At 37.9% G+C, this 26728-nt stretch carries 28 protein-coding genes, 1 pseudogene and 1 riboswitch; of the genes and pseudogenes, 19 read left to right on the forward strand and 10 right to left on the reverse strand.

Going from position 1 to position 26728, the window contains the following annotated elements; genetic code table 11:
- The first annotated feature begins 170 nt into the window (after window positions 1-170).
- From yknW to ACFX4N_RS18100, 4 genes are read left to right on the forward strand one after another with little or no spacing between them, the layout of a single operon-like run.
- Window positions 171-857 (forward strand): YknW family membrane protein, encoded by a 687-nt coding sequence (gene yknW / locus ACFX4N_RS18085; RefSeq protein ID WP_057274352.1) that lies wholly within the window; start codon window positions 171-173, stop codon window positions 855-857.
- Window positions 858-1988, forward strand: a complete 1131-nt coding sequence (locus ACFX4N_RS18090) for an efflux RND transporter periplasmic adaptor subunit (RefSeq protein WP_057274353.1) — start codon at window positions 858-860, stop codon at window positions 1986-1988.
- Window positions 1985-2674: an ABC transporter ATP-binding protein gene (locus ACFX4N_RS18095; RefSeq protein WP_029324827.1), complete on the forward strand. Its 690-nt coding sequence runs from the start codon at window positions 1985-1987 to the stop codon at window positions 2672-2674. Before ACFX4N_RS18090 ends, ACFX4N_RS18095 begins: the two co-directional genes overlap by 4 nt.
- Window positions 2671-3867: an ABC transporter permease gene (locus ACFX4N_RS18100; RefSeq protein WP_016763129.1), complete on the forward strand. Its 1197-nt coding sequence runs from the start codon at window positions 2671-2673 to the stop codon at window positions 3865-3867. Before ACFX4N_RS18095 ends, ACFX4N_RS18100 begins: the two co-directional genes overlap by 4 nt.
- 69 nt (window positions 3868-3936) lie before the next feature.
- Here the strand turns inward: ACFX4N_RS18100 and ACFX4N_RS18105 are convergent, their stop codons facing one another.
- Window positions 3937-4923, reverse strand: a complete 987-nt coding sequence (locus tag ACFX4N_RS18105; protein WP_013055529.1) for a S8 family peptidase — start codon at window positions 4921-4923, stop codon at window positions 3937-3939.
- A gap of 353 nt (window positions 4924-5276) precedes the next feature.
- On the opposite strand from ACFX4N_RS18105, the gene folP reads away from it, so the two are divergent.
- The 3 genes and pseudogenes from folP (at window position 5277) to ACFX4N_RS18120 (ending at window position 7269) form a co-directional block, all read left to right on the forward strand.
- Window positions 5277-6125, forward strand: a complete 849-nt coding sequence (gene folP / locus ACFX4N_RS18110) for a dihydropteroate synthase (RefSeq protein ID WP_082611874.1) — start codon at window positions 5277-5279, stop codon at window positions 6123-6125.
- 118 nt (window positions 6126-6243) lie between these two features.
- Window positions 6244-6704, forward strand: a pseudogene (locus tag ACFX4N_RS18115) (alcohol dehydrogenase catalytic domain-containing protein); the annotation flags it as partial.
- Between the two features lie 370 nt (window positions 6705-7074).
- Window positions 7075-7269, forward strand: coding sequence for a hypothetical protein (locus tag ACFX4N_RS18120; RefSeq protein ID WP_013055532.1), 195 nt, complete (start codon window positions 7075-7077; stop codon window positions 7267-7269).
- Between the two features lie 26 nt (window positions 7270-7295).
- On the opposite strand, the gene liaG is transcribed toward ACFX4N_RS18120, so the two are convergent.
- Window positions 7296-8165: a LiaG family protein gene (liaG, locus tag ACFX4N_RS18125; RefSeq protein WP_029324831.1), complete on the reverse strand. Its 870-nt coding sequence runs from the start codon at window positions 8163-8165 to the stop codon at window positions 7296-7298.
- Window positions 8166-8552: 387 nt separating this feature from the next.
- Window positions 8553-8654, forward strand: a riboswitch (purine riboswitch).
- A 138-nt stretch (window positions 8655-8792) separates the two neighbouring features.
- Here liaG and ACFX4N_RS18130 point away from each other — a divergent pair.
- From ACFX4N_RS18130 to ACFX4N_RS18155, 6 genes are all read left to right on the forward strand, one after another.
- On the forward strand, window positions 8793-9986 hold the full coding sequence (locus tag ACFX4N_RS18130) for a NupC/NupG family nucleoside CNT transporter (protein WP_013055534.1): 1194 nt from the start codon (window positions 8793-8795) through the stop codon (window positions 9984-9986).
- Window positions 9987-10302: 316 nt separating this feature from the next.
- Window positions 10303-11739: an amino acid permease gene (locus ACFX4N_RS18135; RefSeq protein WP_057274357.1), complete on the forward strand. Its 1437-nt coding sequence runs from the start codon at window positions 10303-10305 to the stop codon at window positions 11737-11739.
- Window positions 11740-11876: 137 nt separating this feature from the next.
- Window positions 11877-12440: a biotin transporter BioY gene (locus ACFX4N_RS18140; protein WP_057274358.1), complete on the forward strand. Its 564-nt coding sequence runs from the start codon at window positions 11877-11879 to the stop codon at window positions 12438-12440.
- Between the two features lie 32 nt (window positions 12441-12472).
- Complete coding sequence (gene bioD / locus ACFX4N_RS18145) at window positions 12473-13195, forward strand: dethiobiotin synthase (protein WP_057274359.1); 723 nt, start codon at window positions 12473-12475, stop codon at window positions 13193-13195.
- Complete coding sequence (bioA, locus tag ACFX4N_RS18150; protein WP_057274360.1) at window positions 13176-14549, forward strand: adenosylmethionine--8-amino-7-oxononanoate transaminase; 1374 nt, start codon at window positions 13176-13178, stop codon at window positions 14547-14549. The genes bioD and bioA overlap by 20 nt, the downstream gene beginning before the upstream one ends.
- Before the next feature lie 121 nt (window positions 14550-14670).
- Window positions 14671-14805, forward strand: a complete 135-nt coding sequence (locus ACFX4N_RS18155; RefSeq protein WP_255286047.1) for a hypothetical protein — start codon at window positions 14671-14673, stop codon at window positions 14803-14805.
- Between the two features lie 81 nt (window positions 14806-14886).
- On the opposite strand, the gene ACFX4N_RS18160 is transcribed toward ACFX4N_RS18155, so the two are convergent.
- On the reverse strand, window positions 14887-15069 hold the full coding sequence (locus ACFX4N_RS18160; protein ID WP_013081858.1) for a YolD-like family protein: 183 nt from the start codon (window positions 15067-15069) through the stop codon (window positions 14887-14889).
- Between the two features lie 376 nt (window positions 15070-15445).
- On the opposite strand from ACFX4N_RS18160, the gene ACFX4N_RS18165 reads away from it, so the two are divergent.
- Both ACFX4N_RS18165 and ACFX4N_RS18170 read left to right on the forward strand, forming a co-directional pair.
- The gene (locus tag ACFX4N_RS18165; RefSeq protein ID WP_013055539.1) at window positions 15446-16111 is read left to right on the forward strand and encodes a TerC family protein; all 666 of its coding nucleotides are present in this window, start codon (window positions 15446-15448) and stop codon (window positions 16109-16111) included.
- 131 nt (window positions 16112-16242) lie between these two features.
- Entirely contained in the window at window positions 16243-16380 is a 138-nt protein-coding gene (locus ACFX4N_RS18170; protein ID WP_013055540.1) for a hypothetical protein, read from the forward strand.
- A gap of 75 nt (window positions 16381-16455) precedes the next feature.
- On the opposite strand, the gene ACFX4N_RS18175 is transcribed toward ACFX4N_RS18170, so the two are convergent.
- Window positions 16456-17724, reverse strand: a complete 1269-nt coding sequence (locus tag ACFX4N_RS18175) for a dicarboxylate/amino acid:cation symporter (RefSeq protein ID WP_013055541.1) — start codon at window positions 17722-17724, stop codon at window positions 16456-16458.
- A 145-nt stretch (window positions 17725-17869) separates the two neighbouring features.
- Entirely contained in the window at window positions 17870-18883 is a 1014-nt protein-coding gene (locus tag ACFX4N_RS18180) for a DctP family TRAP transporter solute-binding subunit (RefSeq protein WP_049787027.1), read from the reverse strand.
- 153 nt (window positions 18884-19036) lie between these two features.
- Here ACFX4N_RS18180 and ACFX4N_RS18185 point away from each other — a divergent pair, with 153 nt between their 5' ends.
- The 4 genes from ACFX4N_RS18185 to gdh all read left to right on the forward strand — a co-directional run bounded on the left by ACFX4N_RS18185 (window position 19037) and on the right by gdh (window position 23187).
- On the forward strand, window positions 19037-20605 hold the full coding sequence (locus tag ACFX4N_RS18185) for an ATP-binding protein (RefSeq protein ID WP_029324833.1): 1569 nt from the start codon (window positions 19037-19039) through the stop codon (window positions 20603-20605).
- 12 nt (window positions 20606-20617) lie between these two features.
- Complete coding sequence (locus tag ACFX4N_RS18190) at window positions 20618-21304, forward strand: response regulator (protein WP_013055544.1); 687 nt, start codon at window positions 20618-20620, stop codon at window positions 21302-21304.
- A 219-nt stretch (window positions 21305-21523) separates the two neighbouring features.
- Entirely contained in the window at window positions 21524-22384 is an 861-nt protein-coding gene (locus ACFX4N_RS18195) for a RhaT/GlcU family sugar-proton symporter (protein WP_028407570.1), read from the forward strand.
- A 17-nt stretch (window positions 22385-22401) separates the two neighbouring features.
- A complete protein-coding gene (gdh, locus tag ACFX4N_RS18200; protein WP_013055546.1) occupies window positions 22402-23187 on the forward strand; it encodes a glucose 1-dehydrogenase in 786 nt (261 codons plus the stop codon).
- A gap of 32 nt (window positions 23188-23219) precedes the next feature.
- On the opposite strand, the gene ACFX4N_RS18205 is transcribed toward gdh, so the two are convergent.
- From ACFX4N_RS18205 to ACFX4N_RS18225, 5 genes are all read right to left on the reverse strand, one after another.
- On the reverse strand, window positions 23220-23798 hold the full coding sequence (locus ACFX4N_RS18205) for a ferric reductase-like transmembrane domain-containing protein (RefSeq protein ID WP_057274362.1): 579 nt from the start codon (window positions 23796-23798) through the stop codon (window positions 23220-23222).
- On the reverse strand, window positions 23773-24696 hold the full coding sequence (locus ACFX4N_RS18210) for an FAD:protein FMN transferase (protein ID WP_063670599.1): 924 nt from the start codon (window positions 24694-24696) through the stop codon (window positions 23773-23775). The genes ACFX4N_RS18205 and ACFX4N_RS18210 overlap by 26 nt, the downstream gene beginning before the upstream one ends.
- Before the next feature lie 12 nt (window positions 24697-24708).
- Window positions 24709-25134, reverse strand: a complete 426-nt coding sequence (locus ACFX4N_RS18215) for a hypothetical protein (protein WP_192100523.1) — start codon at window positions 25132-25134, stop codon at window positions 24709-24711.
- A 213-nt stretch (window positions 25135-25347) separates the two neighbouring features.
- Window positions 25348-26358: a CobW family GTP-binding protein gene (locus ACFX4N_RS18220; RefSeq protein ID WP_098448932.1), complete on the reverse strand. Its 1011-nt coding sequence runs from the start codon at window positions 26356-26358 to the stop codon at window positions 25348-25350.
- A complete protein-coding gene (locus tag ACFX4N_RS18225) occupies window positions 26355-26693 on the reverse strand; it encodes a hypothetical protein (RefSeq protein WP_098448933.1) in 339 nt (112 codons plus the stop codon). Before ACFX4N_RS18225 ends, ACFX4N_RS18220 begins: the two co-directional genes overlap by 4 nt.
- Between the last annotated feature and the right edge of the window lie 35 nt (window positions 26694-26728).

The following is a 26728-nucleotide window of genomic DNA, read 5'->3' on the forward strand; positions in this document are numbered from 1 at the left end:
ATAAAAAATATAAAATGTAAGAAAAATGTAAATTTATTTGTATAATTATGTTAGAATATTAGGTGTTTGAGAGTTTCTTAGAGAGAGCCGATTTTGCTAGAAGACTTTAAAAAATAGTAAAAGACGGGTCTTAAGAGCTAATAACGAAACAAAATAAAAGGAGTTTGATTATGAGCACAGAAGTCAATGTATCTTCGGAAGTCCAAGAGAAAGGAAAGCCTTCTATTTTTGGTTTTATTACGAGTCCGGTTGTACAGTTTGAGAAAATGAAAAGCAGCCCGGTCATCTGGGGACCTCTTTTTCTTATCCTCATCTTAACAGCTGCAACAACGATTCTAGCCGTCTATACCCCTCAGGGACAAGAAGCGCTGCAACAGCAAAAAGAAGCTGGCATTGAAGTGAATTCAACATTTAGTATGATTGGCGGAGCGATTGGAGGAGTTATTGCAGTAGTTGCTACACTGGCATTCACAAGTTTGATTCTGTTTTTAATTGCAAAGTTAGGGACTGGAAAAACAACTTACCGCCAAATGTTTAGTTTGAATTTGTTTGTTACGTTCATCACAGCAATCGGTCAGCTAATTAATACGGGAGTAGCTGCACTAGCCCATACTTCAGCTAATGTGACTTCGTTAAATGGAATGGTTGGTGCTAAAGGTGCTATGGGAGGAGTATTTACTTCCATTGAAATCTTTTCTATCTGGGGACTTATTCTGACAGCAGTAGGACTACAAAAAGTGGCAAATGTATCAAAAGCTGCTTCTATTATTACAGTGATTATTTTATTCATCTTAGGAGCCGCTATTTCAGGAGTTGGAGGAGCTGCTTCAGAAGCGCTTAAAGGAGCAGGGTTGTAAATGAAAAAAGGAATAATTATTACAGCTGTAGCAGTTGTTATTGTTGCGGTTATTGGGATTAACGTATATCGTGCACAAAGTGTAAGTGGGAAAGCAGTCAATGTTCACGTAGCAAATATAAAGGAAAAAAAGTTAAGAAATACAGTTATGGTTCCGGGTACGTTAAAGCTTGCTGATGAACAATATGTCTATTTTGATGCTGAAAAAGGCGAGGTTGAACGATTTCACGTAACAGAAGGCTCTCGTGTACAGCAGGGCACCTCTCTTGTAACATACGAGAGCGATGCGCTTGATTTAGAGCAAGAACAAAACAAGCTAGAAAAAAAATCCAGTCAGCTGCAAATTGACTCAGTAAGTAAACAGCTTTCTAATTTAAATAAAAAACAAAAAGAATTGGAAAAAGAAATGAGTAAGCAAGAAGCGAGAGATCAAATCGATACAGAGCGTACGCAGCTCAATCTCGATTTAGAAACGGCTAAAATTGATTTAGAACGAAACAAACTAGAAGCCAAATCAATTGCTAAAAAAGAACGTAATTTAGACGTAGCGAGTGATATTAATGGGACGGTGCTAGAAGTAGATAAAGAAGCGGTTAATAACACAAGTGACGTTCAAAAACCGCTTATACATATTGGTAATACCGATGAATACTTAGCTACTGGCGTGCTGTCTGAGTATGATGCATTAAAAATTAAAACCGGTCAAGCTGTTAAAATTACATCAGATGTGCTGCCTGATAAAGAATGGGCAGGGAGCGTCAAACAAATTGACTATCTACCTCAGCAGCAGGCATCAGCAGAAGCGGGCAATGATGCGGCTAATCAATATCCAATTGAAGTAAAAGTAGATGACCAGGATATCACGATGATTAAGCCGGGATTTAAGCTGCTGCTTGAAATTGAAACAAGCAGTAAAAAAGCTTCATCTTTGCCGATAAAAGCAGTTGTAAATGAAGACGGAGAAAAATATGTATATGTAGTGAAAGATAAAAAGGCGGTTCGTAAGGAAGTAAAGATTGGAGAAACAACAAATAAATTTATTGAAATCAAAAGCGGCGTATCTTCTAAAGACAAAGTCATTACAAATCCTACAAAGAACTTAACTGACGGTGCGGAAGTGACTGTTCAATGATTGAGCTTGTGAATATTCATAAAAGTTATCATCTTGGCAAAGAGGAAGTGCCAATTTTAAAAGATATTAATTTGAAGATTTATGACGGTGAATTTGTTGCGATTATGGGACCTTCTGGCTCAGGTAAATCAACGCTAATGAACATTATCGGATGTTTAGACCGTGCGTCTTCAGGGTCCTATTTATTAAATGAACAAGAAATCTCTACTTATAGTGATGAGCAGCTTGCAAAAGTAAGGAATATTCATATCGGTTTTGTTTTTCAGCAATTTCAGCTGTTGCCGCGTTTAACAGCGGTAGAAAACGTAGAGCTTCCAATGGTATACGCCGGTGTAACGCGTAAGGAAAGACGAGCCAGAGCAGAAGCTGCGCTTGAAAAAGTAGGGCTGAGTGAGCGGATGAAACATTTACCGAGCGAGTTATCAGGAGGGCAAAAGCAGCGTGTTGCTATTGCTCGTTCTATTGTTAATAATCCGACGCTTATTTTAGCGGATGAACCGACAGGAGCTCTAGATACAAAAACAAGTGCTGATATTATGGAACAATTTTCTAAACTTAATGCAGATGGCACAACAGTGGTAGTCATTACCCATGAACCTGAAGTGGCAGAATACACATCGCGTACAGTTATCGTTCGTGACGGTAAAGTGTTAAGTCATAGCGATAAGGAGAACGATAGCTTATGAGTTTGATAGAAAATATTCGTATGGCTCTCTCTTCGGTTCTTGCTCATAAAATGCGCTCTATTTTGACGATGCTTGGTATTATCATTGGCGTAGCGGCTGTTATTATCGTTGTAGCCATTGGTCAAGGCGGAGAACAAATGATTAAGTCGGAAATAACAGGAGCAAGCAATACAGTTGATGTATACTATCAGCCTCCTGAAGACGAGATGCAAGCTGATGACCTTTCAATGACGGGTGAGCCCATCTTTACAGAGGATGATATTAAAGCTCTTTCGACTATTCCCGGAGTGAAGAATGTGGTGGCTTCTAGCTCAATGGGAATGGGGATAAGATATAGAGACAAGGAATCTGATACGACTGTTAATGCTATTAACGAAGGATATATTGAAGTTAATCAGCTGGAAGTTTCAAAAGGAAGAATGTTAGACAGCTCTGACTTTTTATCAGGTAATCGAGTAGGTGTTATCACAAGCGATATGAAAAAAGAGCTATTTGATAAGAAAGAAGCTCTTGGGCAAGTAGTATGGGTTCAAGGACAGCCTATCAAAATTATTGGTGTCACAAAAAAGGCAACGGGCTTTTTAGCATTTGAAATACCGACCATTTATATTCCGAATAATACGTATAAATCAAGCTTCGGTAAGCTCGATTACACCAACCTTAGTGTTCAAGCAAAAAGCTCTGATCAACTAAAAAAAGTAGGCAATGACGCAACGGATTTGTTAAATAATTTGCATGATGCGGAAGATGCTTACCAAGTGCAGAACTTAGAAGAAATAGCAGATAGCATTGGAAATGTAACGCGAATTATGACAACGATTATTGGATCGATTGCAGGCATTTCACTGCTTGTTGGCGGGATTGGCGTTATGAACATTATGCTGGTTTCTGTAACGGAACGTACAAGAGAAATTGGTATTCGTAAAGCGTTGGGAGCATCTAAAAGACAAATTCTAACTCAGTTTTTGATTGAATCCATTACCCTCACGTTAATTGGTGGTTTGCTTGGAATTGGCCTCGGCGCGGGCGGGGCAGCTCTTGTTTCGTTATTTGCTGGCTGGCCGTCATTAATTTCGTGGCAAGTAGTACTTGGAGGAGTGTTGTTTTCCATGACGATTGGCATTGTATTCGGCATGCTTCCTGCAAACAAAGCGGCAAAGCTAGATCCAATCGAAGCATTAAGATATGAATAAAGACATGCGTTCGCATGTCTTTATTTCAATTTAACGAGAACCAAGAAGATTTCTCGTTTTTCTTATTTATTACTTACTAGGACTGATGCGGGCTACGTTAATAATATCATGTATTTTTTCTACCAAATCGAGCATGAGAAATCCGTTTCCTTCAGAGCTTTTTCGATATCCTAGAGGAAGCGTCCTTTTTACAAGTTGAGCATAGATTTCAGCTTCAATTAAAGACCGGCCAAATTCCTTCTCACATAAGTTAATCAATAGAGCTAAAGCTCCAGCCACGTGGGGAGTTGCCATTGAAGTTCCTGAAAGAGTAGCATATTTACCTTCTAAAAAAGTAGAGATGATGTTAACTCCGGGTGCGACTAAGTCTACTTCTTCATTGACATTGGTAAAAGGAGCTAAACTTAAGCTGCTGTCTACAGCTCCTACTTGAATGACTTCGTTATAACTTCCCGGATATGAATATTCAAAGGTTTCTTCACGGTCATCACCTTCATTTCCAGCTGCAACAACAACAGAAACGTCTTTATTCACAGCGTTTTGAACAGCTTCGTGAAGTTCTGGAACGTCCTGTGGTCCGCCGAGTGACATGGAAATCACTCGTGCTCGTTCATTGTTAGGGCCCCGCCATTCGACGGCGTAGTTAATAGCGTCAATAATCCATTCGTAATTTCCGGATCCTTCACTGGTAAGTACTTTTAAGCTGAGAATTTTTGCTTTGGGTGCCACTCCTACTACCCCTTCATTGTTGAGCGCAGCAGCAATGGTACCAGACACGTGAGTACCGTGCCCATTATTATCTTCAAATACAGAAGAATCTCCGTTATGATCCGAAGTGAAGTTTCTTCCTCCGATAATACAATCTTTTAAGTCAGGATGATTTGTGTCAACACCAGTGTCGATAACTGCAATTACAATGCCTTCTCCTTGATTGCTTTGTTCCCAAATAGCAGGTGCTTGAATTAAGCTTACTCCTTTAGGCGTTTCGTTTGTTGAGTCGATAATCGACTCAATTGTATAAGGAATTAATTTGACTTGTAACGGTTGTTGAGTCATAGTCATCCTCCTTAAAATGAATTCCATAAAAATGGAAGTTGCTTAATTATAAATTCCCAACTATTGCTATAAATTAAACGCTTTTCATGCGAATCCTTTCTTTTTGAATGAAAAGACTCACAAAAGATGTGAGAAGAGGAAAAAAGACCCTAAAGACAAGCCCGATAGAGATTTTTAATGTTATCTGTGTATTCACTTTTAATGTTTATCTCACACTATAGAAGAAAGAAACTCCAAGAAAAATCACATAGGACTGGTGACTTTTGATATAATTACGAACGGTATGACATTCTCAAAATACATGATATTTATAAATATACATCAATTTGCAAATTACGAAGGGGCTGAGGATAGTGTCAACTTTAACGTCTCAATCCGTCATTAAATGCGGAAAGTATGAACTTAATTATGCAGACCGTACGCTTATTATGGGGATTTTAAACGTAAACCCGGATTCATTTTCAGATGGCGGAAAATACTACGATGTAGATAAAGCGGTTGCTCATGCTGAGGAAATGGTGAAGCAAGGAGCAGACATCATTGATATCGGGGGAGAATCAACTCGTCCTGGTTATACAAGAATTAGCGATGAAGAAGAGATTAAACGGATTGTGCCCGTTATTTCTGCAGTGGCTAAGCGCGTAGAGGTGCCGATTTCTGTAGATACATACAAGTCGGAAGTGGCCAAGCATGCGCTAGAAGCAGGAGCACATATTATTAATGATATATGGGGCGCAAAGGCTGATCCCAAAATGGCTCAAGTTGCAGCTGACTATAATGTTCCTATTATTTTAATGCATAATCGCCATGAGCCCAATTATACAAATCTGATTACAGATATGATAAGTGATTTGGAAGAAAGCATATCAATTGCAAAAGCTGCAGGAGTTCGAGATGATCAAATTATTTTAGATCCAGGCGTTGGCTTTGGAAAAACGGCTGCGCATAATGTAGAAGCGATTCAGCATCTAGATCAGCTGACAAAGATGGGCTATCCTGTGCTGCTTGCTACTTCTCGTAAAGGATTTATTGGGCAAATAGTCGATGCTCCTCCTACGGAAAGAATGGAAGGAACTGCAGCTACTGTATATGCAGGGATTGCACAAGGCGTTCAAATGGTTCGAGTTCATGACGTATTAGAAATCAAGCGCTTTGTAAAGATGGCAGATGTACTGGTAGGAAAACATTTATTTCAGTTTTAATAATCATTTAAGCAGACGCGTAAGCGCTGCTTTTTTATTTTCCTTGATTTCTCCGGATAGAATACATACCTTTAGATAAATTTAAGTAATATGAAGTTTGTAAAAATGGAGGGTGAAAATGAGAGCGGTAACGTATCAAGGGCCTAATCAGGTAAAAGTAGCAGAAGTAGAAGATGCGAAGTTAGAGAAGAAAGATGACATTGTCATTAAAATAACGTCAACGGCTATTTGTGGTTCTGATCTGCATTTATATCAAGGAAGCATGCCATTGCCTCACGGTTATATTATTGGTCATGAACCAATGGGGATTGTGGAAGAAGTAGGACCGGATGTTACAAAAGTAAAAAAAGAGATCGCGTTATTATTCCGTTTAACGTAGCATGCGGACAGTGTGCGTACTGTAAGGATGATTTAACGAGCCAATGTGATAATTCTAATCCACATTACGATTCTGGCGGCTATTTCGGTTATACTGAAAAGTTTGGAAATCATCCAGGAGGTCAAGCCGAATATTTAAAAGTGCCATTTGGAAATTTTACACCATTTGTCATTCCGGTTATGCCGAAATTGTATGATCAAATTGTAAAAGGAGAATTCGATCCAAAAGAAATTATTACTCATAAAGTCGCTTTAGAAGACGCAGCTGATGCCTACAAAATCTTTAATGATCATCAAGATAACTGCATTAAAGTCATTTTAAAACCTTAAAATTCCATTTCTATTAGGTGAAGATTCCTGAGCAGTGAAGCTCGGGAATTTTTTATGTATGTAAAGTGGTGGAGGAAAATAATGCACGATTGGATGGTTGATTTTACATAATTTAGCTTTATGATAGAAAGAGAAGATATAACGCTTTCATATTCTGATTAAATCGTGCTGCTTAAAATGAAATAAATAACATCATGGTATTCAGTCTTATTCAATCACCGAAATATGGAGGAGAGAATGAATGAAATTAGCATTGCTTCTTGTCATTATTATCGGCGTTGCTGCCCTTGCAGGTACGATCAGTGCTGCAAAGAAAGTAGATGAAGATTACGGAAAATCTAAAAAGAAAAGTATAGTGAATTTATCTATTATTTACGGAGTCGTATTCATAGGATCAATCGTAGGAGTAGCGTGGTATATTGCAGTGAGACCATAAATAAAACGAACACTTCCGTGTTCGTTTTATTTTGATTTTAACGTTAATTCTCCGCTTGAAACAGCTACATCAATAGGATATTTTCCATTTCCATGCTTTCCTTTTAATACATCTTCTGTTACGGTTGCATTGCTTAACTTAAAGTCATTGTTTATATCACCGCTGCTTACTTTTCCATTCACTTTAAAACCAGCGCTTTTCGGAAGAACCAGCACGGCATCTCCAGATCCTACATCTACAGAAACGGCCTCTTCTAGCTTTTTAAAATCCATATAAAGATCACCAGATCCAATGCGCGCCTGAAGTTTTCCTTTATAGTTTGTTCCTTTAATTTCCCCAGAGCCTACAGCAAATTTAGCCGTTTGGCTTTCAACATCACTCAGCTGTAAATCTCCAGAATTGACATCCGTGCGAAGAGAGGTGCTAATCAAGTTTGAAATACTTGCATTTCCAGAACCTACTTTAATCGAAACATCTTTCAGCTGAAGCGCTTGCTCAGGCTGTGCAGCAACTTGAAGGTCCCCAGAACCTACCGTAAGCGCAAGGTTGTGGTGATAATCTCTAGGAATGTAGATTGTCACTTTTGTGTTTGAAAAAATAGAAAGCCATTGAAAAGGACTTTTTTGATAAGTGATGACTAGGGTGTCTCCATTTTGCTTTACATCTACTTTTCCTTTCCCTTCTACTTTTGTTTTAATATCTTGACGATCTTGCGGCACGACAGTTGTACTAATGCTTGGAGAGTCAATTTGAATATGCTGAATATCACTTGATAACGCTGCTTCAGACTTGGACGTCTTGAATGAACTTAACGACCAAGAGGAAGGTGCAAACGCAGTAGAAAAGAGGACTGCCGTACCACCTATCACTAAAATAAAAGCCAATATTTTTTTCACGTTATAACCCGCTTTCTACCTAAATTAAATTTGTTTTCTTCTACCATAAAGTGTAAATTGAAAAGCGGTTAATTTCAACGAACAGCAGGATTATTTTTTTCTACGTCTCAAGTCGTAAAAACGAAACATTTTTTTGAGGAATTAAATGAAAAGCGAAGTAGATATTTAAACATACTCATCAAAGAATCAATTTCTTTGCTTCAAAAATAGGAAAATAATTGAGTTAAAAGAACGATTAAATTCACTTTTTTTGTGTGATTTTGGGATAAGTAGTTCAAAAGAAGTGATAAATAAATAGAATTTTCATACCAATTTTATTATTCCGAAAAACTTTTAAAGTGTTGATTATTAAAAAAATAAAGGGTAGAATTTGTTCATATCAATTGAATACAGCTAAGATTACGATCTTGTATATTATCAGTAATATGGTCTGATAGTCTCTACCTAGTAACCGTAAAAAACTAGACTACAAGAAAGTTTGGATATAAGCAGCAAAAAGAAGGGCGTATTATCATAGATACAGCCTTCTTTCAAAGCTCTTACTTTTCATACTTTCTGTTATTGTCAGAATTTATGAAAAGTAAGAGCTTTTTTTGGTTTTCAAATACACACCTGGGAGTGGCTTGCATGTACTTTTTATTAAATTTATTAGGCGTTTTTGTAGTAATGGGTGTCGTCTTCTTATGTTCTCCTAAAAAGAAAGAAATAAAGTGGCGTCCTATTGCTTCACTGTTGGTCGTTGAAGTGCTCATTACTTGGTTTATGTTAGGAACTTCAATCGGAACATGGATCATTAATAAAATTGCTTCGTTCTTTACTTGGCTAATTTCCTGTGCTAACGATGGAATTGCTTTTGCGTTCCCATCCGTAATGGGAAATGAAACGGTTGACTTTTTCTTCAGTGCATTACTGCCTATCATCTTTGTCGTGACATTTTTTGATATTTTATCTTACTTTGGTATTTTAACGTGGATTATCGATAAAGTAGGCTGGGTCATTTCGAAAGTTTCTCGTTTGCCTAAATTAGAAAGCTTTTTCGCTATTCAAATGATGTTTTTAGGAAACACGGAAGCATTGGCTGTTATTCGTAATCAACTTTCTGTGTTAAAAGACAACCGTTTGCTTACGTTTGGAATTATGAGTATGAGCAGTATTAGCGGATCTATTATCGGTGCTTATTTAACGATGGTTCCCGCTACGTACGTGTTTACAGCAATTCCACTGAACTGTTTAAACGCGCTTATTTTAGTGAGCTTATTGAATCCAGTTCATGTTACAAAAGAAGAAGATATGATTTACGTACCGCCAAAGTCGGAGAAAAAAGACTTTTTCTCTACCATTTCAAACAGTATGTTAGTCGGAATGAACATGGTTATTGTTATTTTAGCGATGGTTATTGGATATGTAGCTCTTACATCTGCGCTTAACGGTATTTTAGGCGTTATCGTAGACGGCTTGACTGTACAAAAGATTTTCTCTTATATCTTTAGTCCATTCGCATTCTTACTAGGGCTCACGGGGCATGATGCAATGTACGTAGCTCAGCTGATGGGTATCAAGCTAGCAACAAATGAATTCGTCGCGATGATGGATTTGAAGAAAAATCTAGATACACTTCCACCGCATACGATTGCAGTTGCTACAACATTCTTAACATCTTTTGCTAACTTCAGTACGGTGGGTATGATTTATGGAACGTATAATTCTACGTTATCAGAAGGTAAATCAACGATTATTGGAAAAAACGTATGGAAACTGCTTGTGAGCGGTATCGCTGTTTCATTATTAAGTGCTATGATTGTTGGATTGTTTGTTTGGTAAAAAGTGTGAAAAAGCTGTGCTTTCGTCTTCGAAAGCACAGCTTTTTTCTTGTTGCATCCTCTATTCATTTGAAGAAAAGCGGTTATGAATATCAACAGTAAAAGAAAATTACACTATTCAAGAAAAATTCATTTTACTTTTGCAGAAAAACATTTTAAATCTAGTGAGCATTATGTTAAGATTACAAAAGGCTGTTTCATTTAAATTGAGAACACCGCATAAATATGTAAGTAAATATGCATAGAAAACAAAGGTTTATTAATTTTTTTCTAGGTAATATCTCGTAATAAATAGGTTGAAAGGAAATGTCGTTAATATGATAGAAGGACAACAGCAAACAAATGAATTAAAAAAGACGATGAAAAGCAGACATTTGTTTATGATTTCGCTCGGCGGGGTTATCGGTACCGGTTTCTTTTTAGGAACAGGATACACGATTAGCCAAGCAGGAGCGATTGGAGCTATCCTTTCGTTTATCGTAGGTGGCTTCATTATGTACTTAACAATGCTTTGCTTGGGGGAACTTGCAGTAGCAATGCCAGTTTCCGGTTCGTTTCAGACATATACAACAAAATTTATTGGCCCTGGTGTTGGTTTCGCTTTTGGATGGTTATATTGGTTGGGCTGGGCTGTAACGGTTGCATTAGAATTTTTGTCAGCAGGTCAGCTCATGCAAAGATGGTTTCCTGATTCTCCTGTATGGATCTGGTGTGCTATATTTGCACTTTTATTATTCTCATTAAATGCACTGTCAGCTAAAGCGTTTGGTGAAGCGGAGTTTTGGTTTGCCAGCATTAAAGTGTTAGCTATTATTTTATTTATCGTGCTTGGTGGAGCTGCTATGTTTGGTTTTCTTCCATTAAGTAATGGAGACAGCGCACCGCTTTTCTCTAATTATACGGCTCACGGCGTGTTTCCTCACGGAATTAGTGCCGTGTTGATTACCATGATTACAGTTAATTTTTCATTCCAAGGCACGGAGCTTATTGGTGTAGCGGCTGGGGAAAGTGAAAACCCAGACAAGACTGTACCAAGAGCAATTAAACAAACGGTATGGAGAACGCTTGTATTTTTTGTACTAGCTGTAGCTGTCTTAGCGGGTATGATTCCGCTTGAAAAAGCAGGCGTAGTTGAGAGTCCATTTGTTGTTGTGTTTGACCAAATTGGTATTCCATATGCAGCAGATATTATGAACTTTGTTATCCTAACGGCACTGTTATCTGTAGCTAACTCAGGTCTTTATGCAGCAACGCGTATGCTGTATTCATTGTCAAAAGATAACATGGCAAGTTCAGCTTTCATGAAAGTAAATAAACGCGGTGTGCCGATGAATGCCCTGCTTTTAACATTAGGCATTGCGCTTTTATCTTTACTTTCAGGATTCTTTGCTCAAGAAACAGTATTTGTATGGCTCATTTCTGCAGCGGGTTTAGGTGCACAAATCGGCTGGATTACGATTGCTGCATCACTGCTTGCATTTAGAAAAAGATATATCAATCAAGGAGGGCAAATCGAGGATTTAAAATTTAAAGTCCCTCTTTACCCGGTATTACCTTTAATCGCATTAGTATTAAATACAATCGTATTGGGAAGCATGGCATTTGATGCAGAACAGCGAATGGCACTGTATGTTGGTATTCCACTAGCGCTGCTGTTTTATGCTTATTATCATGCCCGTGTAAAAAAGAAAGTTGATTTATCTATCAGCCGTCAAGAAGTGCAGCTTAAAGACAACAAAAAAGTAATTTTATAAAAATCAAAAAGACGCAAAAGCCCAGGTTTTTGCGTCTTTTTTTATTACTTATTTGTCAACTTAAAATAAAATTAAGTTGACAAATAAAAAGAAATTATTGCAAACTTAAAGCAACGAAAAGAGAAAGGAGGGTAAATATGAAACCGAAAACAATGGCGTATGTTTCCTTATTTGCAGCTTTAACGGCGATCGGTGCATTTATAAAAATTCCTATTCCCTACATACCGTTTACTCTTCAAATTGTTCCTGTTTATTTAGCCGGTGCGCTGCTAGGTCCGCGTTTAGGCTTGTATAGTCAGCTATGCTACATAGGTATTGGGTTAATCGGTGTTCCGGTTTTTGCAGAAGGAGGAGGTTTAGGGTATATCTTCAAACCAACGTTTGGCTATTTAATTGGCTATGCTGCAGGTTCATTTATGAATGGCTATCTTATTCAAAAATATGACTTAAAGAAACCCTTTTCTATCTTTTCAGCTAATTTATCTACGTTAGCTATTGTGTACGCAGTCGGTTGCTTCTGGCTTTACGGAGCAATGAAATGGATAATTGAAAAGCCTCTTTCACTGAGTGATACACTTCTTTTTGGAGCTGTTTTGCCAATGCCTGGAGATCTTTTATTGTGTATTTTATGTTCAGTGCTGATTCACCGGATGCAGCCTCAATTTAGTCGTTTGTCATCAAAGCGGGTTAAAGCGGGGTAACTAAGACATAGAAAAAAAGGAGAAAAAAGAAAATGGGCAAAGCGTATTTTATTACGGGAACTGGAACAGATATTGGAAAAACCCTGGTTACAAGTATTTTGTATAAAGTGCTTGTTCGTCTAGGAATAAAAACGACAATTTGCAAACCATTTCAAACCGGCTACCAAGACGAAATTGGAGGTTATCCGGATATTCACTGGTTTGAAACAAGGCTCGGAGTAGCAGATACGGGTATTTATCAGTTAAAGCCGGAGACGTCTCCTCATTTGGCTATTGCACTGAGCAACAAGCAAATAGAGCCTTCAATCGTCTTAAAACGCATTAATGAATTAAAAAAGAAATTTGATGTAGTGCTCGTGGAAGGAGCGGGAGGTCTTGCCGTACCTTTAATTGAGGAGGAAACAACATTCTATATGACAAAAGATTTGATCATAGATGCACAAATGCCGGTTATTGCTGTTGGAACAACGGGGTTAGGAGCCATTCACGACGCGCTTTCTACCTTTTCATATGCAAGTGAGCATCACCTTAAAATCAACGGACTCATTTTTAATCGTTTTAATCACAGCAGTATCATTCATAATGATAATGTTCGAACGATTGAAAAGCTGCTTCAAATATCATCTTTAATGACCGTTCCAGTATTCACACATATCGATGAAGAGTTAGATGCATATATTGAGAAAATGATGAGGCAAAAAAGTGTTATTCAACATATTCAGGAGGTGTTTGACTGTGCCGTATCAAAAAGCTGAGCTGGAGAAATGGGATAAAGAATATGTATGGCATCCGTTTACACAAATGAAAGCTTACCGTCAATCGAATCCTCTTATTATTGAAAGAGGAGAAGGAAGCTATTTATATGATGTAGAGGGAAACAAATATTTAGATGGATACGCTTCTCTATGGGTGAACGTGCATGGACATAATGATCCGGAATTAAATACAGCTTTACATATACAAGTGGAAAAATTAGCGCATTCTACGCTGCTTGGATCCGCAAACGTTCCATCCATTTTGTTAGCCAAAAAGTTAGCGGAAATTACTCCTGACAGCTTATCGAAAGTCTTCTACTCTGATACAGGATCCGCCGCTGTCGAAATTGCGTTGAAAATTGCCTATCAATATTGGCAAAATCTCGACTCTGTAAAGTACAAAAACAAAAGTAAATTTATCTCATTGAATGAGGCATATCACGGAGATACAATTGGGGCAGTCAGTGTGGGAGGCATGGATTTATTTCATCGCATCTTTAAGCCTTTGCTGTTTGAACGAATTCCCACACCTTCTCCTTATACTTACCGTATGGAAGGATTCGAAACGGAAGAGCAAGCTTCAGCTTACTGTATTCACCAGTTAGAGAAGCTCTTGCAGAACAAAGGAGAAGAAGTAGCCGGTTTGATTATTGAACCGCTTGTGCAAGGCGCAGCGGGTATTATTACACATCCTCCTGGTTTTTTAAAACAAGTAGAGCATTTGTGCAAAGCGTACGAGATATTGCTGATTTGTGACGAAGTAGCCGTTGGATTTGGACGAACAGGAACGCTGTTTGCATGTGAGCAAGAAGATGTTGTACCGGATATTATGTGTGTAGGAAAAGGAATAACAGGAGGGTATATGCCGCTTGCTGCTACGTTAACAACCGAACAGATATTTAATGCTTTTTTAGCTCATCCAGATGAAAATAAAACCTTCTTTCATGGACATACGTATACGGGAAATCAATTAGCCTGTGCAGTAGCGCTTAGAAATATTGAACTGATAGAAGAAAGAGAGTTAATCCGTAGTGTAAAAGAAAAGGCAAAAGTTTTTAAACGTTATCTATTAAAGCTTTATGAACTGCCTAACGTGGGAGACATTAGACAAAGAGGATTAATGGCAGGAATCGAAGTTGTGAAAGACCGCCAAACAAAATCTGTTTTTGAAGATAAAAAAGTGATGGGAGACATTATTTTAGCGGCTCGCCAAAAAGGTTTAATTATTAGAGAACTAGGTCCTGTGGTTACAATGATGCCTATTCTTTCAATGACGGACGAAGAATTAAAAAGAATGGTTGAAATTGTATATGAATCAATTAAAGAAGTAATCGCACGCTATAAAGTGAGCTAAATAAAAAGAGGGTAGGACAAAAGTATTTTATTTAATTGAAAGAAGATCCGAACGATGAATCGTTCGGATCTTTTTATGGTTATGATAACGTGAATTTACTCTATTTAGCTGCTTCTAGCGGTTGATTGGAAGGCAAGGCGAAGGCTCCTGCGGGAAAAGCGGAACAGGTGAGAACCCGCAGGAGCGTAAGCGACGAGAAGGCTCAACGGCCGCCCGCGGAAAGCGAAGTCTTGCACGGAAATCAACCGCGGTGTAACAAGCAGTCCAGATCATTTGTCCAATTTGTACGTCTTTAGATGGGGTTGGTGTAGTTATGTCTAAATCTCTTCTTTTTTTATCAATAAATATTTTTAATACTTGATAGGCGAAGTGATCGTACATGCTGATTTTCATCTTTTAATAGAAGAGTTTGTTCAAGTAAGTTTAAGTTTTGAATATAACCTTTTACCGTTTGAACAAAACCGTTGTTTTGATAGTTAATAGTTAATAATTTATTTGTTTTTAGCGCTTTTAAAATCATACCTATTTTCTCCCTTCTTATGTCGTAGCGGTCGAAAAACTACAAAATAACGAAGAAGCATTGGAGGCTTGTATTATTTATAAAAATTACTCTATTTTTTATAAATGCTCTCCTGCTACTAATAGTAGAGGGTGATGGTGAAAAATAGATGAAAGATAAAGGATAAGGTTTGATTTATTGTAATGAACTGACTTTTCCTTTACAAATCCCTATTTCAAATTTCTTTTTAGTGATAAAATACTGTTAGTGAAATAACTACTTCTCTTCATTAAAGGGTAAGAACGGGTTATATTGATAGAGTTTTAGTTCTCTATTTCTAGTAATGAAATAAGAGATAGAGAAATAGACTAATAAAAATCAATCAAGGAGTTTTTTTATGGATCAGAGTTTTATTTTAAATCTTTTAGAAATTTTACTGATTAACATTGTACTGAGTGGCGATAACGCAGTCGTGATTGCTTTAGCTTGTCGGAATCTTCCGGACGAGCATCGAAACAAAGCGGTTGTTTTCGGTACATTAGGAGCGGTTGTATTACGTGTAGGGCTAACGTTTGTCGCTGTATATTTATTAACAATCCCATTTTTAAATTTCATCGGAGGCCTGCTTCTTCTATGGATTGCGATTAGTCTTTTAAAAGGTGAAGATGACGGAGATATTAAAGCGAATTCAACTCTAGCAGGTGCTATTAAAACAATTATTATAGCGGATCTTGTTATGAGTTTAGATAACGTAGTAGCGGTTGCGGGTGCGGCTAACGGCAATATTCTACTCATTATCCTTGGTCTTGTTATCAGCATTCCGTTAATCATTTGGGGAAGTCAGCTTTTAATGAAAATCATGGAAAAATTCCCGATTATCATCATTGCCGGAGCAGCGCTTCTTGGCTATACTGCTGGTGAAATGATTTTTAAAGACAAAGCGGTGGGACATGTATTAGAAGGATTAAATCCGCATTTGCATATGATTGTTCCTATTTTGTTAGCTATTTTAGTTGTTGTTGTTGGGAAACTTAGCGGACGTTCTAAAAAAGAAACGCATTAATCCTAAAAAAGAGGTTGGGACAAAAGTATTTGATGAAGTGAAAAACGAACCACTAATCAAAATGTTTGATTAGTGGTTCGTTTTTTTGTTGTGGTGAACGTAGGCTTCCTTTGTTTAGATCCTTCTAGCAGTTGATTGGAGGACAAGGCGAAGACTCCTGCGGGAAAAGCGGAAGGGATGAGACTCCGCAGGAGCGTACGCGACGAGGAGGCTCATCGGCCGCCCGCGGAAAGCGAAGTCTTGTACGGAAATCAACTGCGGTGTCATAAGCGGTTCAGCTCATGTATCCCATTTATTCGTCTTTAGATTGGATTCATTTCGCTATGTCTCAACCTCTTTTTTTATTACTTAGCTAATGGAGGTGCGGAATTAACGTCTTGTATCGTCTCTACAGGAGGATGAAATTCATTTTCCATTTTCGATACAACTACAGTTGCTACACCATTTCCAATTAAGTTTGTAATGGCACGAGCTTCCGACATAAAGCGGTCTACCCCAATTAACAGCGCGATTCCTTCAACTGGAATCATCGGGAATGCAGCAAGCGTAGCTGCTAGTGTAATAAATCCAGAGCCAGTAACTCCGGCAGCTCCTTTAGACGTTAGCATTAAAATACCAAGTAGCGTAATCTCTTGCATTAACGACAGGTCGACTCCATACGCTTGAGCGATAAAGATAGCAGCCATGGATAAGTAGATGGCTGTTCCATCTAGGTTAAATGAGTAACCAGTTGGAATGACAAGTCCTACCACAGATTTTGAACATCCGTACTTCTCCATTTTGTCCATCATTTTTGGCAGTGCAGATTCCGAAGAAGACGTACCTAATACAAGTAGAATTTCTTCTTTAATAAAAGCAATGAATTTAAAAATATTAAATCCATAAATCTTAGCAATGGTTCCAAGTACAAATACAATAAATAAGAACATAGTAATGTAAACAGATCCCATTAAGAAACCGAGTTTTTGAAGAGAGCCTATTCCAAAGTTACCGATCGTATAAGCCATCGCTCCAAACGCCGCAATAGGTGAAAGTTTCATAATCATATTAACAATTCCAAAGAAAATATCTGTACAGCGTTCAAAGAATGTAATGACAGGAGCCGCTTTTTCGCCGAGTGTAGCTGTAGCCATTCCAAATAGTACGGCAAAGAATAAGATTGGCAATAATTCACCATTTGCCATTGCCCCAAATACGCTGTCTGGAATAATTCCCATGATAAACTCCATAAAGCCATGCTCCGCTTCAGCTGCTTGCTGCGTATATTGAGTAACATCAGCTCCGCTTGCACCATTGATATTAAAGCCAGCCCCAGGTTTGATAAAGTTTACAACGATAATTCCAATTGCTAAGGCAAAAGTAGTGACAATCTCAAAGTATAAAAGAGCTTTACCTCCAATTCGTCCCACTTTCTTTAAATCTCCCATGCTTCCGATACCGATGACCACTGTTAAGAAAATAATTGGGGCAATCACCATCTTAATTAATTTAATGAAGATATCAGCCAATACTTTTAATTTAGCTCCAAATTCAGGAAACATGAAGCCAATTGCAATACCAAGAAGGATACCGATAACAACTTGAACAGTTAGATTTTTAAAACTTAATTTCATACGTAATGCTCCTTTCGAGAGTGTTTTTGTTAACGCTTACATTATTCTTATCCTTATATTAACTGATAATTTTAACTATTTATATTTCTGGTGATAATGTTCTTTTTGGTCATTTTGGTCAAAAAAAGTGATGACTATATAGTCATCACTTTTTGCTTTCGATATTTTTTATTTGTTGAATGATATCAAGCGTTTGTTTTGTTGCATTGTTTTCAAAAGATTGATAAAGAGAGTTAAACTGTTTTTTCCATTCGGCTTTTTGTAAATCATTTAAGTAATAAACGCGCATGCCAGATTTATTTTTTATTTGCTGCAGCTGTTCATCGTTCATCATTTTTGATTGAGTCCAAATCCAGTTAGTTGTTTCTACCATTGCATCACTTAATAGTTGTTTTACATCTTCAGGGAGGCTGTCCCAATACTTTTCATCCATTAAAACAGCGTAGCCCAAGTATCCATGGTTGCTGATGGTCATATATTTTTGCAGCTCGTACAAACGTTTTGAATAAATATTAGAAATGGTATTTTCCTGTCCATCAAATTCCTGTCGTTCAAGGGATTGATATACTTTATTAAACGAGACAGCCTGAGGCTTGGCGCCAAGAAGTTCGAATTGTTTTTTGATTACTTCACTTGGCATAATGCGAAACGTTTGACCTTGAAAATCTGCTGGATAGAGCAAAGGCTTCGTATTGCTAGTCATTTGTTTAAAGCCGTTGCTCCATAAAGCAAGCCCTTTAATGTTTTTCTCTTGCAGCGTACTCAACAAATCCTGTCCGATTTTACCGGTAAACACTTGTTTTGCCTCGCTGTAATCATCGAAAATGAAGGGAAGATCAAAAAGTTGCCACGTAGGGGAGAGGTCGCTTAGCTTGGAAATGGAAGGTGCAATCATTTGTACATCATTTCGACGAAGGGCGGCAAGTTCTTCGTCGTCTGAATACAATACACCGTTTGAATATACTTCAATTTTAACTTTACCATCCGATTTTTGATTAACGATTTCAGCAAATTTTTGAGCGGCTAAGCCTTTTGGAGTGTTTTCAGCTACCACATGGCTAAAATTAATCACAATTTGCTTATTTAATCCTTTTTGCTCATCGTCATGATACACATTATCCTGATTTATAACCGTATACTGCAAAAAAACATAGATCATCAAGAAAACGCTGACAATTATACTTGCCCCTATAAACATCTTCAAAATGTCCAACCCCGCGATTCAATAATTTTTCTCTACAAATATTCTAACACGCAATTTCTCAACGTGGTAAAATTAAAATAAACTTCAATCAGCAGTAGGTGTTCCGCTATGATGCGCTTATCGATGCAAACGAAAATGACGGGGTTAATCTTTTTTATCGTGGCCTTTTCGTTGTTTTTAGCAAGTATCGTGGTGATTAATAATTTTGTACAGTCAAAAGAAAATGATTTAGAGCAAAGGGCTTTAATCACTTCGAGAACAGTTGCTGAAATGCCTGAAATTCGAGAAAAAATTGAAAAAGATAGTAAGAACATTAATCAAATTGTAGAGCCGATTCGCATTATTCACGGTGCTTATTATGTAGTAGTTATGAATATGAATCATGAACGTTTGTCTCACCCTTTGCAAAGCATGATTGGAAAAATCTCTAAAGGAGATGATGAGGGACAGGCGTTTGCAGAACATACCTATACCGATAAAGCAAAAGGAGAAGGCGGAATGGTCATTCGCTCTTTTGTGCCCGTTGTAAACGATCAGCATGAACAAGTAGGAGTGGTTGTCTCAGGCTATCTTCTTCCGAAATTTACAGAGGTCATTTTAAGTTTAAAAAAAGAAATCTTTCTTATCTCAGGTCTTGCTCTTTTTTTTGGAGGATGGGGAGCGTGGGCGCTTGCATCTCGTATCAAAAAAGAGATGTTTGAGCTTGAACCTCATGAAATTGCTCGTTTGTTCGTAGAACGAACGGAGACCTTTAATGCCATGCATGAAGGAGTCATTGCCATTGATAAAGAGGAGAACATCACTATTTTTAATCATAAAGCGAAAATTATGATGGATGTACCCGATGAGGTAATTGGAAAAAAGATCTATGATGTGATTCCAGATACAAGGCTTCCAGAAATTCTGCAGCTTAATCAGCCTGTTTATAATCGAGAGCTTCAAGTTCGAAATTTGAATATTTTAAGCAATCGTGTGCCGATTAAGGTTAATAATCACACAGTCGGTGCGGTCGCTATTTTTCAAGACAGAACAGAAGTTAAAAAATTAGCCGAAGAGTTAACAGGAGTTAAATCATTTGTAAGCGCTCTTAGAGTTCAAAACCATGAATACATGAATAAACTTCATACGATTGCAGGGCTTATCCAACTTGGAAATAAAGACAAGGCTCTTCAGTATGTTTTTCAAGTGTCTGAACAGCAAGAAGAGCTCACCCAATTTCTTCATAAGCATATTAAAGATGAAAGTATATCGGGATTGCTGTTGAGCAAAGTCAGCCGTGCCAAAGAACTTGGAATTGAGTTAGCAATCGATCGCCACAGCGAGCTTCACTCATTTCCTCCTTACTTAGATCATCATGATTTTGTGATTATTATTGGTAACTTAATTGAGAACGCTTTTGATTCGTATCAACATATGGAGCGTCGTGAACGGAAGATCTATATAAGTATGGAACAAAATGACGGCATTCTTTCTATACTAGTTGAAGATAACGGGTGTGGCATGAATGAGGATCAAGTAGAGAGAATCTTTGATGAAGGTTTTTCAACCAAAGCAAAGGAAAATAGAGGAATTGGTTTGCATTTAGTAAAACAAATTGTTGAAAAAGGAAACGGTCAGATCGAAGTAGAGTCAGAATTAGATGTTGGAACGACTTTTATCATTACATTCTTTTTATAGGGGGAGTGGGAAATGAATAAAAAAGAATGGACGGTGCTTCTCATAGAAGACGATCCTATGGTACAAGAAGTGAACCGCCAATTTATTGAACAAGTTGAAGGGTTCATCGTTATCGCTGCAGCTTCGAATGGTTTAGAGGGGGTACAGCTCATTAAACAGCATCAGCCTGATTTAACGATTATTGATATGTATATGCCTAGTCAAGATGGCTTAACTACCTTACAGCAAATTCGAGCAAATGGCTATAAAACAGACGTGATAGCAGTTACGGCTGCAAGTGATATTGAAACCGTACGGAAAGTTCTTCAATACGGCGCGGTAGATTATATTATGAAACCGTTCAAGTTTGAACGAATGAAGCAAGCGCTTGAGCAGTATCGTTCGTTTCAAGTTAAAATAAGTCAAAAAGAACATATTACTCAGTCTGAATTAGATTCTATGCTGTTTCAGCAATTCGAAGAAAAAGCCGATTTGCTTCCAAAAGGGCTAAATGCGGTTACGCTAAGGAGGATACAACAATATCTTTCCGAACAAAATCATCCAATTTCTGCTGAAGAAGTGGCGGACGGCGTAGGAATTGCGCGTGTTACAGCAAGAAGGTATTTAGAGTTTTTAGAACAGGAAAACGAGCTGAAATTATCAGTTGAATACGGCAGAGTAGGGAGACCTATTAATCGCTATATGTTAAAAATAAATTAAATGATACAAAACAGCTTTTATTTGAAAAAGCTGTTTTTTTGCGTTAGAAAGTATATCTTTTTCTCTCCTAGAACAAATTAAGGTATACAGTTTTCGATATCCAAAGAATATTTCGTGCGGTCATTAATTCATAAAATGTCCCTGAAAAAGGATTAATGGCGGAAAATTTGGGGAATATGCACTTTGACATTTAATTTTAGCACAGGAAGGTTTTGAAACATGGACATATTTTTAGCTGTCTTACCAGCCATATTTTGGGGAAGCATTGTGCTTTTCAATGTGAAACTAGGCGGAGGACCTTATAGTCAAACGCTTGGAACCACATTGGGAGCTTTGATTTTCTCCATCGGTATTTATATTTTTGTACACCCTACGCTTACACCTTTAATCTTTGGGGTTGGAGTTGTATCGGGGCTATTTTGGGCAGTTGGACAAAGTAATCAGCTGAAAAGTATTGATTTAATTGGAGTTTCTAAAACGATGCCTATTTCAACTGGGCTTCAGTTAGTTTCCACTTCATTATTTGGAGTAATTGTGTTTCACGAGTGGTCTACAAAAACTTCAATCATTCTTGGTGTGCTCGCTCTTATCTTTATTATTGTAGGGATTGTTTTAGCATCACTTCAAAGCAAAGAAGAGAAAGAGGCTGAAGAAGGAAAAGGAAACTTCAAAAAAGGAATTGTTATTTTATTAATTTCAACCGTTGGTTATTTAGTTTATGTTGTAGTAGCCCGTCTATTTAATGTAGACGGATGGTCGGCTTTATTACCTCAAGCAATTGGTATGGTTATTGGAGGAGTATTGCTGACGTTTAAGCATAAGCCATTTAATAAATATGCAATTCGCAACATTATCCCAGGTCTTATTTGGGCCGCTGGTAATATGTTTTTATTCATCTCACAACCTAAAGTAGGCGTAGCGACAAGCTTTTCGCTTTCTCAAATGGGAATCGTCATTTCAACATTAGGCGGGATCATCATTTTGGGTGAGAAGAAAACGAAGCGTCAGCTAGTTGGGATTATTATCGGGATTATACTGATCATCATAGCAGGAGTCATGTTAGGACTCGCCAAAAGCTAACTAGGAGGTTATTAACAATGTATAAAGATTTAGAAGGAAAAGTAGTTGTCATAACAGGTTCATCTACCGGTTTAGGAAAAGCAATGGCGATTCGTTTTGCGACAGAAAAAGCTAAAGTAGTTGTGAATTATCGTTCGAAAGAAGAAGAAGCTAACAGCGTTTTAGAAGAAATTAAAAAAGTCGGCGGAGAGGCAATTGCGGTTAAAGGTGACGTAACAGTTGAGTCTGACGTGATCAATTTAGTTCAATCTGCTATTAAAGAATTTGGAAAGTTAGACGTTATGATTAATAACGCAGGAATGGAAAATCCGGTTTCATCTCATGAAATGTCTTTAAGCGATTGGAATAAAGTAATTGATACGAACTTAACGGGAGCATTTTTAGGCAGCCGTGAAGCGATTAAATATTTTGTGGAAAATGATATTAAGGGAACAGTTATTAACATGTCGAGTGTTCACGAGAAAATTCCTTGGCCATTATTTGTTCATTACGCAGCAAGTAAAGGCGGAATGAAGCTCATGACCGAAACACTTGCATTAGAATACGCTCCAAAAGGTATTCGTGTAAATAACATTGGACCGGGAGCGATTAATACACCGATTAACGCTGAGAAATTTGCTGATCCTGAGCAGCGTGCAGATGTAGAAAGCATGATTCCAATGGGTTACATTGGAGAGCCGGAAGAAATTGCAGCGGTTGCTGCATGGCTAGCTTCTTCAGAGGCAAGTTATGTAACAGGGATTACGCTCTTTGCTGACGGCGGTATGACACAGTACCCATCATTCCAAGCAGGACGAGGATAAGAAAAAACGCACTCTATAATAGAGTGCGTTTTTTAGTTTTCCTGAGCTTTTTTTTGGTTCTTAGGAGCTGACTGGTGTTGAATTCGTAAAAAAAGCAAAATCAAAACGATGCAGCCAGTGATGCTGTACATCCCAAGAATAAGCGGCTGCTGTGTATCTGTTCCAGAAGTAATGCCGTGATACAGTGCGAGCAAATAGCCTGGAAAAGCAAGAAAATGAATGGCTTTCCAAGTTTTTCTCCCCAGCTGTTTTATAAAATCGGATGTAATAATCAGTACGAATAAAATGTAGAGTGAAATAGTACCAAGACCTGTGCTAATTGGTTTGTAATCGGAAGTGAATGGAATTAAAATATCAGAAAGTGGAAAGTGAATCGATTGATCAAATGATAAAACAAGTCCGTGAATCATGCCAAATAATAACCCGAACCACCCTGATGATTGATGAACCAGCAAGAACTGTTTTTTTCGTTTTGGTTTAAAAAACGAAAAGCTGTGAGAAATGCCAGCGGCAACCGATACAAACATTAGTAAATAAGAAGTTAAGCCGGCTGCCCGAATGGTATTCCAAACGGGAAAGTGGGCACTAAATTGCGCGAGGAGAGTAGCCATAGTGGTATACCTGACCTTTCGCATTTTTTTCGATTAACACCTTGCCTTCTTTTGTAACCGCAATTACCTCTAAAGAAGGGTGATGCATTTTAGCTAATCTTAATCCGGCGTCCCATCCGAGAATAAGCATGCATTTTGCATAGACTTCAGAAACGGTCAAGTCTTCTGAAACAACCGTTGCTTGCAGAAGCTCTGATGAACTAGGCTTGCTGATTCTGCCGTCAATAATATGATGGTGAGTGTGTCCGTTTACTTTCCACAATCGCCTGCCCACACTGCTTGTGGCAATGCCACTGTTGCTCTTTACTTTAATGCTCATGAGATTTTTTGATAAATCAAATGGATGAGAGAGCGCGATAGACCAGTGCTTGCTAGCAGGCCCCCACGTTACAATATCACCGCCTCCGTCGATTGCCCCAAGTGAAGTTCCTTTTTTCTTTAATTGATTCGCCATTTGCTGAATGCTCCAACCTTTTGCGATTCCGCCTAAATCCAGACCGACATTAGAAGCAAGCTGAATACTTCTCATTCCTTTATGAATCATAATAGGGTTAACAGCATCAAAAGCTGCTACTTCTTGAGGAAGCTGATTGTTAGGCAGTTGTTCAAAACTTTGGTCATATCCTAGAGTTTGAATAGAATGATACAGAAATGGGTTGAAAATTCCGTTTGTCTCATTGTAATAGTAAGAGGCTGTTTTTACAGCTTCATACAACATTTTTGACGGTAAAAATAATCTTCCGTTCAGCGAATTAAGCTGTGAAAGCTCGCTTGTTGGAAGAAAGCGGCTTAGCGTTTCTTCTACAAGATAACACCAGCTCTCCACTTTTTGGCTGACAGGTGTTTCAAGCTGGTATACGTTAAATGTAGTATTCATTGCTTTAAATGAGTAGCTCATTACATCACATCCTTAAGAAGGTCTTGACTGCATAGAAGAATCATCGTTATTGCCCCAATTATCCTGACCATTTGTGGAATCATTGTTTGACCACTGATCTTGCTGGCTACTCGAATCGTCGTCATTCCCCCATCGGTCCTCTTGACTGTTTGAATTATCATCCGACCATTGATCGCCCTGTTCATTAGAGTTATCATTTGACCATTGATCTTGCCCGTTGGTTCCGTTTTCTGTATTGGAGTTTGATCCTGAATCTGGAAATAGGTCCGTCTCATCTTCCGTTTGAGTTTGAGATGAATTATTGGCTGATGTATCGTTATTTAGTGCTGTAGCTGTTGAATTTGTTTGATCATATTTTTGAGAAAGCCCTACAAATGTTGTAAATGCAGCAACGCTCGATAAACCAACCATCCATTTTGTCCATTTATTAGCTGCCATTGATATGCTCCTTTTATCTTTCATATTTTGCAACTGAACACTGAAGAAAAATTGCAGTGGAAGGTAACATTCATCGTTCAATTGTTATAGTTCAATATAGACAGAAAAAATGAAAAAATAGTGAAATAGACAGATGTTATTTAGATTTTGGGAAATTTTTATTAGAAGAATAGAAAGAAGCTTTATTCCATATAGGATAAAGCTTCTGAAAAATTAATAAATGGTAGTAAGTTCGCATGTGGTAGCAACGGTATGTAAGAACTGCTGAAATGTTTTTAACGATCGTTCGATTAAAGCTGTATCTATATCTCGCACAATAAAAATTAAGTAAGATTCTCGATTGTGTGATGGCCATTGCTTCAAATGCTGCGGAGGATGAATAATATGTTGAACGCCATTTAACACAACGGGTCCGTCTTCTCCAACGTCCAGCATGCCTTTTACCCTCATTACCTTTTCACCGTTCGCATGAAGTAACATGCTCAGCCATAGCCCGAATGCTGTCCAGTCCAGAGGCTGTGAAAACGAAAACGAAATAGAAGATACATTTGAATTGGGATGTGTAACAGGTGAAGGTAAAGAATGAATAACTTTTAAGCGATCTACATTAGATGCTTCTTGGATAATAAAAGGATCTACTTTTCCATATACAGCAGGTATGATTACACACGATGGATTTAGAGACTGAATATGTGTCAATATAGCATCGTGCTCTTCGGGTGAACAAATGTCTGTTTTGGTTAAAATAATTTTATCAGCAACGGTAATTTGTTTAATTATTTCTGGATTGTTCTGAAGCTGCAGCATACCATTTTTTGCATCTACTGTAGTGATCACACAATCAACTATGTACCGATGCTGTAAAAGAGGGTTGGTTAAAATCGTAAACAAAATAGGAGAAGGATCTGCCATTCCCGTGGTTTCGATCACGACACGCTCAAAAGGAGATTCTCCGCTTTCGTCTGCATACAACAGCTCTTTCAGCTCTTCTTCTAGATCGGCTCGCGAATTGCAGCATATGCAGCCTCCTTTAAGTAAAATAGTTCGTTCCTCAGCCTGACGCAAGAGGTGATGGTCGAGACCAATTTTTCCGTATTCGTTAACAATAACTGCTGTATTGTTATTAATAGAGGGTTCTTTTAAAATATGCTGCAACAAGGTTGTTTTACCGGATCCTAAGCATCCTGTTACAATTGTTATCGCTTTTTTTCCATGAGCTTTCATTGAGCGGAACTCCTTTCTGTTATTTTATCCAATAAACTTCCATCTAGTGGATCAATAGGGTATCCGATCATTGCTTCTACATGATGCCAAATTGTTCCGAGGTCATGAACAATTTCAGCATTGCCTTTTGCATCTCGTAAAATAAACTTGCTGCCGTTCCATTCCTCTAACGTCAGGCGATAATGGCTCAGAAGTTGATTACAAAGGTTAGCGCGGTGAAGGCGGCTGCGCTGTCTAATCCGCTGTTGATTTCCAACTGTTATTTCTGTATCTGTCGAATCTGTGTAATCGGTCCAATGGACTTGCATAATAAATTCGCCGCATAAGATGCACATGTTTATTCCTCCCTGTAAAGTAGGGGATCCGTTCA

Source organism: Priestia sp. YIM B13551 (assembly GCF_042787905.1).
In the GTDB taxonomy this organism is placed as follows: Bacteria; Bacillota; Bacilli; order Bacillales; family Bacillaceae_H; genus Priestia.